General features: G+C 33.6%; 11 protein-coding genes and 3 pseudogenes. 3 read left to right on the top strand and 11 right to left on the bottom strand.

The window, feature by feature from the left end:
* From AC1RYN_RS07520 to AC1RYN_RS07535, 4 genes and pseudogenes are all read right to left on the bottom strand, one after another.
* Positions 1-191, bottom strand: a 191-nt coding sequence (locus AC1RYN_RS07520) for a hypothetical protein (RefSeq protein ID WP_481806478.1), incomplete at its 3' end; no start/stop codon positions are given.
* Positions 192-291: 100 nt separating this feature from the next.
* Positions 292-786: a hypothetical protein gene (locus AC1RYN_RS07525; RefSeq protein WP_481806486.1), complete on the bottom strand. Its 495-nt coding sequence runs from the start codon at positions 784-786 to the stop codon at positions 292-294.
* A pseudogene (locus AC1RYN_RS07530) lies at positions 781-1,061 on the bottom strand (glutamine synthetase III domain-containing protein); the annotation flags it as partial. The pseudogene AC1RYN_RS07530 and the gene AC1RYN_RS07525, both read right to left, overlap by 6 nt.
* A 26-nt stretch (positions 1,062-1,087) precedes the next feature.
* The gene (locus AC1RYN_RS07535; RefSeq protein WP_481806479.1) at positions 1,088-1,273 is read right to left on the bottom strand and encodes a hypothetical protein; all 186 of its coding nucleotides are present in this window, start codon (positions 1,271-1,273) and stop codon (positions 1,088-1,090) included.
* A gap of 409 nt (positions 1,274-1,682) precedes the next feature.
* On the opposite strand from AC1RYN_RS07535, the gene AC1RYN_RS07540 reads away from it, so the two are divergent.
* Positions 1,683-2,699: a glutamine synthetase beta-grasp domain-containing protein gene (locus AC1RYN_RS07540; RefSeq protein ID WP_481806480.1), complete on the top strand. Its 1,017-nt coding sequence runs from the start codon at positions 1,683-1,685 to the stop codon at positions 2,697-2,699.
* 687 nt (positions 2,700-3,386) lie between these two features.
* Positions 3,387-4,356: pseudogene (locus AC1RYN_RS07545) on the top strand (TerC family protein).
* 187 nt (positions 4,357-4,543) lie between these two features.
* Here the strand turns inward: AC1RYN_RS07545 and AC1RYN_RS07550 are convergent.
* The 7 genes and pseudogenes from AC1RYN_RS07550 to AC1RYN_RS07580 form a co-directional block, all read right to left on the bottom strand.
* Entirely contained in the window at positions 4,544-5,062 is a 519-nt protein-coding gene (locus tag AC1RYN_RS07550; protein ID WP_481806481.1) for a hypothetical protein, read from the bottom strand.
* A gap of 310 nt (positions 5,063-5,372) precedes the next feature.
* The gene (locus AC1RYN_RS07555) at positions 5,373-5,801 is read right to left on the bottom strand and encodes an alpha/beta hydrolase (RefSeq protein ID WP_481806482.1); all 429 of its coding nucleotides are present in this window, start codon (positions 5,799-5,801) and stop codon (positions 5,373-5,375) included.
* Positions 5,767-6,216 carry an alpha/beta hydrolase gene (locus tag AC1RYN_RS07560; RefSeq protein WP_481806483.1) on the bottom strand — a complete coding sequence of 150 codons (450 nt, stop codon included), beginning with the start codon at positions 6,214-6,216 and terminating at the stop codon, positions 5,767-5,769. The genes AC1RYN_RS07555 and AC1RYN_RS07560 overlap by 35 nt, the downstream gene beginning before the upstream one ends.
* Positions 6,217-6,673: 457 nt before the next feature.
* Complete coding sequence (locus AC1RYN_RS07565) at positions 6,674-7,516, bottom strand: M13-type metalloendopeptidase (protein ID WP_481806487.1); 843 nt, start codon at positions 7,514-7,516, stop codon at positions 6,674-6,676.
* Positions 7,508-8,124: pseudogene (locus tag AC1RYN_RS07570) on the bottom strand (M13 family metallopeptidase); the annotation flags it as partial. The pseudogene AC1RYN_RS07570 and the gene AC1RYN_RS07565, both read right to left, overlap by 9 nt.
* A gap of 40 nt (positions 8,125-8,164) precedes the next feature.
* Positions 8,165-8,536 (bottom strand): hypothetical protein, encoded by a 372-nt coding sequence (locus AC1RYN_RS07575; RefSeq protein ID WP_481806488.1) that lies wholly within the window; start codon positions 8,534-8,536, stop codon positions 8,165-8,167.
* Between the two features lie 43 nt (positions 8,537-8,579).
* Positions 8,580-8,714, bottom strand: a complete 135-nt coding sequence (locus tag AC1RYN_RS07580; RefSeq protein WP_481806484.1) for a hypothetical protein — start codon at positions 8,712-8,714, stop codon at positions 8,580-8,582.
* A 474-nt stretch (positions 8,715-9,188) separates the two neighbouring features.
* Here AC1RYN_RS07580 and AC1RYN_RS07585 point away from each other — a divergent pair, with 474 nt between their 5' ends.
* Positions 9,189-9,389, top strand: a complete 201-nt coding sequence (locus AC1RYN_RS07585; RefSeq protein ID WP_481806485.1) for a hypothetical protein — start codon at positions 9,189-9,191, stop codon at positions 9,387-9,389.
* Positions 9,390-9,393: the final 4 nt, after the last annotated feature.

Genomic DNA, 9,393 nt, shown 5'->3' on the forward strand with positions numbered 1-9,393 from the left:
TTAAGGTTAATACATGCTCCTGTTGTTAGGGAGGCAGCACCTAATACTGAGATAATTGCAGGTGGTGCTTCATTAGCTCCCAATCGGTGATCATTACTTGCTGTTGCAATTGCTGCTCTTAGCAATTCTTCATAATCATTAACCGCTTTAATCGTATTGATAAAGAACGTTAAAAACTGTAAATTACTCATTGGGGTTTTACTTGGGCTTAACAAGTTTACTCCAGTATCTGTTGCCAGCGACCAGTTGTTGTGTTTACCTGAACCATTAACTCCCTTAAATGGTTTTTCATTAAAATAATACTTTAAAGTGATGGCGCTCGGCTACTTTTTGCATTACATCCATTAATAAACAGTTATGATCTACTGCTAAGTTTGTCTCTTCAAAAATTGGAGCCAACTCAAACTGATTTGGTGCTACCTCATTATGACGTGTTTTAACTGGTATTCCTAACAACATACATTCCTGTTCCAAATCTCTCATATAAACTAATGCACGAGTAGGAATTGAACCAAAATAATGGTCATCTAATTGTTGTCCTTTGGCAGATGTATGTCCTAACAATGTTCTGCCTGTCATCATAAGATCAGGACGAGATTCTGCAAGAGATTTATCTATAAGGAAATATTCCTGCTCCCATCCCAGAGTTGCAGTAACTTTCTTTACATTTTTATCAAAATATTTACAAACATCAGTAGCAGCATCATCAATTGCAGATAGCGCTCTTAATAAAGGTATCTTATTATCTAATGCTTCTCCTGTATAGGAAATGAAAAAAGTAGGTATAAAAAAAGAAGTTCCAAAAAAAAAAGCTGCGATGTTGGATCCCAAGCTGGATATCCTCTTGTTGAAAGTATTTCTTATTCCTCCATTCGGAAAGCTAGAAGCATCTGGCTCTTGTTGTACCAATTGTGCTCCTCCAAATTTCTCAAATGAATCAGTACCATCATATGATGTCTCAAAAAATGCATCATGCTTTTCGGCAGTTGTACCTGTTAATGGCTGAAACCAATGCGATAATGAGTAACACCTTTAGAAAGTGCCCATTCTTTCATACCCATTGCAATATAATCAGCCAATTTTCTGTCTATCTTAGTTCCATGCTGAACCGCTCCTGTACTCCTTTAAATGCATCCGAAGTCAAATATTGCTTCATTGCTTTATCGTTAAATACATTAGAACCAAAAATGGTTGATTTTCTGTCGGTTTCTTCAAACTGAACAGGCTTTCTTGTTGAAGCTTCTTTTAAAGCTTGGAAACGTAATGTTGACATGCTGACAAATTTTAAGTTATTATTAATTTAGATCTTATAATAAAGTGCAAATATAATAATAAATCCCTTTTTTTACACCCCTACCAATACCTTTTATGCAACTTTTTCAAAGTACACCCCCTCCTTTTTGAAGTAATTTAACAAAACCCCTTGGTTTTCGGCATTAATAACACAATTTGATTGTCATTAAATAATGCTCATTTTAAAAAAAACCTATCATAATTGCGAAATTATTTTTTATCCCCCTATAAAATTGCCTATTTAAAAATATAGCATGCAAAAATTGAGCTTATGCAAAAAATAACAATCCCATAAATAAAAATGCCCCCCGTTTTTCTAGCAATAAAAAAATAAATATATATTTGACCCAACAAAAAAATCAAAAAATCAAAAATTAATTTATATTATTATGGCTAAAATAAAGTTAGAGTACATTTGGTTAGATGGATATGAACCAACTCAAAATCTTAGAAGCAAAACTAAAGTTGAAGAACACGAAAATTTTAAAGGAACATTAGAAGAATTGGGGAATTGGTCATTTGATGGTTCATCAACTAAACAAGCCCAAGGAGGTTCTTCTGATTGTTTATTAGTTCCTGTTGCAATTTACCCTGACCCTACTCGTATTAATGGATACTTAGTAATGTCTGAGGTTATGTATGCTGATGGAACTCCACATCCTTCTAACGGTAGAGCTACTATTGATGATGATAATGATGATTTCTGGTTTGGTTTTGAACAAGAATATTTCATCATGGACACTAAAACTTTATTGCCATTAGGTTTCCCTGTTGGAGGTTATCCTGCTCCACAAGGTATGTACTACTGCTCTGTAGGTGGGAAAAACACTCACGGTAGAAAATTAGTTGAAGAACATGCTGATTTATGTATCGCTGCTGGTCTTAACTTTGAAGGTATCAACCAAGAGGTTGCTTGCGGACAATGGGAATTTCAATTATTCGCTAAAGGTGCTAAAAAAGCCGGAGACGAAATTTGGGTTGCTCGTTACTTATTAGATCGTTTAACGGAGAAATATGGTTACTATATCGAATATCACCCAAAACCACTTGGAGATACAGACTGGAATGGTTCAGGTATGCATGCTAACTTCTCTAACGAAGTACTAAGAACATGTGGATCTAAAGAAACTTACGAAAAAATATGTGAAGCTTTCCGCCCTGTTGTTGAAGAACACATTGCAGTTTACGGAGCTTACAACGAACAACGTTTAACTGGTAAACACGAAACGGCTTCTATCCATGATTTCTCTTATGGAGTATCTGATAGAGGAGCTTCAATCAGAATTCCTTTATATACAGTTCAAAAAGGATGGAAGGGATATCTTGAAGACAGAAGACCAGCTTCAAACGGTGACCCATATAAAATTGCTGCAAGAATTATCAAAACTGTAAAATCAGCATTGTAATCTCATAGCCTAATAATACTATTACAAAAGTGCCTCATATATATGTAGGCACTTTTTTTATGCAGTTTTTTTTGCAAAATGTGAAAGGTTATTTGTAAAAGGGTTAATAATACCGAAGCTTAAATTGTCTATATAAAGGAACGCGGATAAAAACGGATTTTAAAAAATAATCTCGATCCGAAATGTCTGGACAGGAGAAAATCCGTTTAATCAGTGTTTTCGCTTTAGCGAATCCGCCTTATCCGCGTTCCTTACGCAAAGAGTTAGACAGAATTTAAAACTTTGCTCCCTTTGCGGTTAAATAAGCCATAGATTAAAATTAAATAAAATTAAAATCTGCTAAATCTGCTAAATCTGCGAGCAAACTAACACAAGCTTGTCACCCTGACGCAGGAAGGGGCTTACCTGATAGCTCTACAAAGATTATGGAGTTTCTCGCGAAGATTTGCTTCGCCTGTTCGCTATCGCTCGAGTCTCTTTCATCGAAATGACAAGATCGGAGAGTTTCTTTGCGTTCTTTGCGTAAACCTCTGCGTCCTTTGCGGTTAAATCCACCCCATGCAGATTTAAAACTTAGTTTTTCTTAATCTCTTAATGGTAAAAAAATCACATTTTACTTTTTTTCAAATTTCATATTCCGCTTCTCTCAACAAAAACTACCTTTGTTACTCATTAAAAAAATAGTTTATGATTGTCTGGATTCTATTTTTAGCTGCAATAATGGGTATTCTAGCACTTGATCTTGGTGTATTTAACAAAACCCCTCATATTATAAGTACTAAAGAAGCCAGTAAATGGACTCTTATCTGGGTAAGTATCTCCTTTTTATTCTCTGGTGTAATATATTGGCTGTACACTACCAATTATATCGAAAACCCTGATGGCTTAAAACCTACAGCAGCTGCTATAAAATTCATCACTGGCTATTTAATCGAACTCTCTTTAAGTATTGACAATATTTTTGTGATTGCAATTATTTTTGCCTCATTCAAGATTCCGCAAAAATACCAACACCGTGTTTTATTCTGGGGGATTTTGGGTGCTATCGTATTTAGAGGCCTTATGATATTCTTTGGTGTAATGCTTATTAATAAATTTACCTGGACAACTTACCTATTTGGAGGTTTTTTACTTTTTACTGCTATGAAAATGTTGTTTTCTGGTGACAAAGAAGATTTTCATCCAAAGGATTCTTTTATATATAAAGTTTTAGGAAAAGTAATTCCGATTACTTCTCACATGGAGCATGAGAAGTTTTTCATATTAACCGAAAAAGGAAAAAAGGCAGCCACTCCTCTATTTGTTGCTTTAATAGTAATTGAGTTTATGGATGTATTATTTGCAATCGACAGCGTTCCTGCCATTCTCGCCATAACAAAAGATCCTTTTTTAGTATTCAGCTCTAACATCTTTGCTATTCTTGGATTGCGTTCGATGTATTTTTTCTTAGCCAATACTGATCGCAAAATTCAGCCATTTAGAATACAGCCTAATTGCTATTTTAAGTTTTGTAGGCCTTAAAATGCTACTCCACGATTATATCGAAATACCAGAATGGGGCTCACTCGCTTTTATCGCCCTTTCGCTGATTATAGGAATCATAGCCTCATTGCGATTAAATAAAAACAATGAGAGAATTTCTAAAACAGAAGAGTAATTGTAATGGAAAACATGTTTTCTGAACCATTAAGATCTTAGGATTCATTTCTAATTTACTAATAGAAGCATATTTTATCATAGTCGATTATGGTTGCTACTTGGTTCAAAAAAAATTATAAAAAACTAAACTAACAAAAAAAAAGGGAATCTTACGATTCCCTTTTTATGTTCTAGAAGTTCAAACCTTAGAAATTAATCTGCTGAACTTGGCTTTCTTTTAAATTTAAAGAAGACATAACTTCTGAATAATTATTTTTATTTACAGATGAAACGAAATCAGCAGGAACTATAACAAAACGAAATGTTTGATCATCAATAAAATCACGGGCATTTAATAAATTAAAAGAACCTCTTGCAGTAATTACGAAATCTAATTTACTAAAATCAAAATAATAATCTATAACATCACCATTATTAAAATAAATTGTTCTTGGTATTAATTGCCAAATTGGAGTAGTTGGATTAATAACATTTGTTAACCTATAAACCAAAACAGATTCATCATCATATAAATTACCTCCGATTTCAAACATAAAAGTACTTTTCAAATTATACTCATTATCGGCAACTCTGCCTAAATCTACATTTTTAATTTCAAAGACTTGAGGCACCAGCGCATCTTTACCCGGAGGTCCTTCATCTCCTTCACAACTTGAGAATACTATCAATCCTACTATTGCAAAAAGTGTAATTATCTTTTTCATGTTTTTTTATTTTTAAGTTTTTATACATAAAGGTATTCCAAAAATCAAACCAAAAAAAATAATTGATAGTGATTTATTTAAAAAATATTATAAAATCACCCTTATCTTATTAGTTTTCAGCCAAAAACACGAATATCACACAACGTTATTTTTTACAATTATATTAGATATAATTCATAAATAGTACATTTCACTCATCAAAGCACAGTTATTATGTATAAAAAAGAACGCAAAAAAAGAAACACTTTTTTCGAAAACACAAAGCCTTTCTTTCTATCTGTCAAAACGAGTTACAATTAATCGGTTATATTTAATTTACTGCAACACCATTTTTAGCCAGAACTTTACTGAAATACAATACATGATAGGATAATGCATTTTCCCAATATTCCCATGTATGTGCTCCTGGTCTTTCGGTATAATCATGAGCTACCTTATTATACAACAATCTTCGGTGCAACTCACGATTAGGTTCTATCAGGAAATCATCTACTCCGCAATCTATAATCAAGGCCAATTGGTTCGCTTTTATTTTATTGACCATTCCTAGCACTGCATGCGATTCATATACTTCTTGCGGGGCTCCTTCTTTACCAAAAACAGGCTCCATTAATTTAGTCACTTTGGCGGCATCTCGATTGAGCATTATTCCCATATCCACTGCTCCACTCATACTTCCTGCGGCACAAAATAAATCTGGATGTTTAGCTGACAAATACAATGCGCCATGTCCTCCCATAGAAAGTCCCGAAATTACTTCTTCCCTTTCTATCGGCAATAGTTCGATACGTTTTGTCTATTTTCTGAATTACTTCTTTAGTAATATACGTTTCAAACTGACTTTCTTTGTTTACCGGACTATCCAAATAAAAACTAAACGTTTCTCCTTCTGGCATTACAATAATCAAATTGTATTGATCGGATAAATTTTGTACTAGCTTTTTATCTGGCGTACTTTTTAACCAATCTCCAAAATGCCCATAAGCTCCATGCAATAAATACAATACTGGAAACAATGCTTTGCTTTTGGCATACGAATTGGGCAAAACAACTGCCGCTTTATACGTTTTCCCCATCGCTGTACTTGGTATTTGCAGCGTATCTACTTTGGCTCCGTAAGATAAAAAGGAACTGCATAAAAAAGCAGCTATCAATACAATTTTAAAGTTTTTCATTTTTTTTAAGGTTCTAAGTTGCTAAGCCTCTAAGATATAAAAAAAGCTACAAAGGTGCAGAGGGACAAAGTAACAAAGGTTAAAAAGAAGGTTCTGAGAAACTGAGGTGCATAGTTCCGATAGCTATCGGAACTAAGGTTTGTATTGAACATACAGCAACTGCGAACCTCTTCTTCTAAAAAAAATCTCCGCAAGAAACGTGACACTTTACTGCCTGTTTCTTGCGGAGATTACTCATCTGTCTGAAAAATAAGTTTATGGATAAATTCTCAGTTGTTTTGTATTCAAAACTATTTGTACTTCTTTGACAAAGACGCACTGCAGTGCTTCTCTACAGAAAATCTTTGTCCCTAGCCTTGGAACTTTTCCTAAAACCTTTGTACCTAAAAACCTCTGTACCTTTGTACCTTTTTTTAACCTTTGAGCCTCAAAAAAGTTACCAAATCACCACACGTAAACTATCTGGTTGATACATTTTATCCCCTTTTTTCACATTAAATGCTTTATAAAATTCAGGCATATTGCTTAATGGTCCGTTTACTCTAAATTGCTCTGGAGCATGTACATCGGTCATGATTTGATTAATCTTAGATTCATCTCTTCTATTGATCATCCAAGAATAAGCATAAGAAAGGAAGTAACGCTGATCTGGAGTTAATCCGCTAATTTTCTCATTATTTTTATACTGAGCTGTTTTCTTAAATGCCTCGTAACCTACTACAACACCACCTAAATCGGCAATATTTTCTCCTTGTGTTGCTTCTCCGTTAACGTGCTTACCTAATACAGTAAACTTATTATACTGGTCTACAATCAATTTCGTTTTTGCTTTAAATTTTTTCAAATCTTCGGCAGTCCACCAATTATTTAAGTTTCCTTTTTCATCGTATTGGCTTCCTTGATCATCAAAACCATGTGTGATTTCATGTCCAAAGAAAGAACCTCCAAGAATTCCGTATAATATAGCATCGTCAGGCATTCTTCCTTCATAACCCGGAACAATCGTATTACAAGCCGGAATCACAATTTCGTTATTACTCGGGTTATAATATGCATTGTACGTTTGTGGCTGCATACTCCATTCGTTTCTATCTACAGCTTTACCATATTTGTTTACCATATAATTGTAATGCCAAGAATTGGCTCTCATTATATTTCCACAATAAGAATTCTTATCGACAGCAAGTTTACTCATATCCTTCCATTTATCTGGATACCCCACTTTCATAACGATTTTATTCAATTTTTGTAATGCTTTCTCTTTTGTTGTATCGCTCATCCAATCTAATTTCTTGATATGTAAAGCAAATACTTCACGGATATTATTACCTATTTCCAGTAATTTTTCTTTAACGCCTTTTGGCATATATTCAGCTACATATACCTGTCCTATTAATTCACCTAAGTAACTGTTTGTTTGTCCAACAACTCTTTTCCATCTTGGCTTTTGGGTACTTACTCCGTTCATTACAGTCGAAAAGAATTTGAAGTTTGCTTCTCTACATCTGCATTTAGGTATTCGGCATAAGAATTAACCAAATTCCATTTAAGGTATGTTTTCCAGTCCTCAATAGGATATGTTTTTAATAATTTATTCAATGAAGTAAAAAACTCTGGCTGACCTACAATTACCGAATCGGCTTTGGCAATTCCTAAAACTGGCAAGACTGATTTCCAATCAATATTTGGAGTCGTCTTGCTAAATTGTTCTACTGTAAGTTTATTGTAGTTTTTTATAGGATCTCTAAGCTCTTCTAGTTTACGAGATGATTTTGCCAAATCAGTTTCCAGCTTCATGATAGTTGCAGCGCTTTTAGCAGCCGTAGCTTCGTCCTCGCCTGTAAATTTCATCATCGTTTTAAGATGTGTTAGATACTCTTTACGAATTGATTCATTTCGCTTATCGGTATCAAGATAAAAACCTCTTTCACCCGATACCTAATCCGCCTTGACCAAAAAACAACGCATATTTTGTACTTATCTTGTCATCTTGACTTACATAAAATGAAAAGGCCGGACTTGCTCCAATAGTTTGTAAATGCGCAATAGAATTTACCAAAGAAGAAACATCTTTTATAGCTGCAATTTTTTTCATTTCGCTATTAAGCGGAGACAATCCTGCTTTTTCGATGGCAATCGTATCCATACCCGAAGCATAAAAACCACCGATTTTTTGTTTGTTACTTCCTTTTTCAGCCGATTCATCTGCAGCGGATTTTTCGCAAATCGTTTTTATTTGTTCATTAATTGTATCCATAACAATCCTCCCAATACCATTACTGCTATCGGTACTCGGAATTGGATTTTTCTTAAACCAACCGTTATTGGCATAATTAAAAAAATCATCCGCCGGATTTTACAGTTGTATCTCGATTAGTTATTAAAGGATCTGGAAATACTGCTGGTTCTTTTTTGCCACAGCTTGAAACAACGATTCCCGTAAGAGTAAATACGATAAGTGTTCTAAATAAATTCATGAAGGTTATAATTTTGATTGTTTGATTAAATCTAACTAATTGCTGCTTGTTTGTTACAATATTGAAAAACAAGAATGTAAATATAATTTTTTCTTACATACAAAATGATGTAGATTTATTTTTTTAGCTACAGATTTGGAAGAGTTTCAACTAGAACTTATTTCTTAAAAAGCTATTCTTTTTATTTAAAAGAGTGCTAAATATTCAAAAACAAGATATTTATTTAGATCTTTTTTTGCTCTAAAATCATTTTTTATACGCCAATTACTACAAAATCGCAAAATACTGATTAAAAAAAAGTTATAAAATAAAATCCAAAGCCTCTATAAATCCGTATATAATAACGGGTCGAGCAGAAACACTTTTAAATCAGTGACTTAGACCTAAAATTTAACATAAAAAATATTTTGCAGTTTGCAAACTATTTGTAGTTTTGCGCACCGCGATTTGAAAATTAAAACAAAAAACAAAGACATGAAGAAGATTTTAGGATTAAGCTTAGTATTGGTTATTTTTTTGACAACGATGAGTACTTATGCAATTGAAGGAAAAGGGGATTATATTTTGAATATAAAAACCGGAAATGGTAAGGTAGTTAGTTTTACATTGAATGAAGAACAAAAGTCTAACTTCTCCATTAGGCGCTGCCTCCCTAACAACAGGAGCATGTATTAACCTT

The sequence above is a fragment of the Flavobacterium sp. TC780 genome, assembly GCF_056783245.1.

Bases quoted from the DNA above. Each gene is read 5' to 3' on its own strand.
- AC1RYN_RS07585 (WP_481806485.1), top strand. From the start codon at position 9,189: ATGAAGAAGATTTTAGGATTAAGCTTAGTATTGGTTATTTTTTTGACA.
- AC1RYN_RS07540 (WP_481806480.1), top strand. From the start codon at position 1,683: ATGGCTAAAATAAAGTTAGAGTACATTTGGTTAGATGGATATGAACCA.
- AC1RYN_RS07550 (WP_481806481.1), bottom strand. From the start codon at position 5,062: ATGAAAAAGATAATTACACTTTTTGCAATAGTAGGATTGATAGTATTC.
- AC1RYN_RS07565 (WP_481806487.1), bottom strand. From the start codon at position 7,516: ATGAGCGATACAACAAAAGAGAAAGCATTACAAAAATTGAATAAAATC.
- AC1RYN_RS07535 (WP_481806479.1), bottom strand. From the start codon at position 1,273: ATGTCAACATTACGTTTCCAAGCTTTAAAAGAAGCTTCAACAAGAAAG.
- AC1RYN_RS07580 (WP_481806484.1), bottom strand. From the start codon at position 8,714: ATGAATTTATTTAGAACACTTATCGTATTTACTCTTACGGGAATCGTT.
- AC1RYN_RS07555 (WP_481806482.1), bottom strand. From the start codon at position 5,801: ATGGGAGGACATGGCGCATTGTATTTGTCAGCTAAACATCCAGATTTA.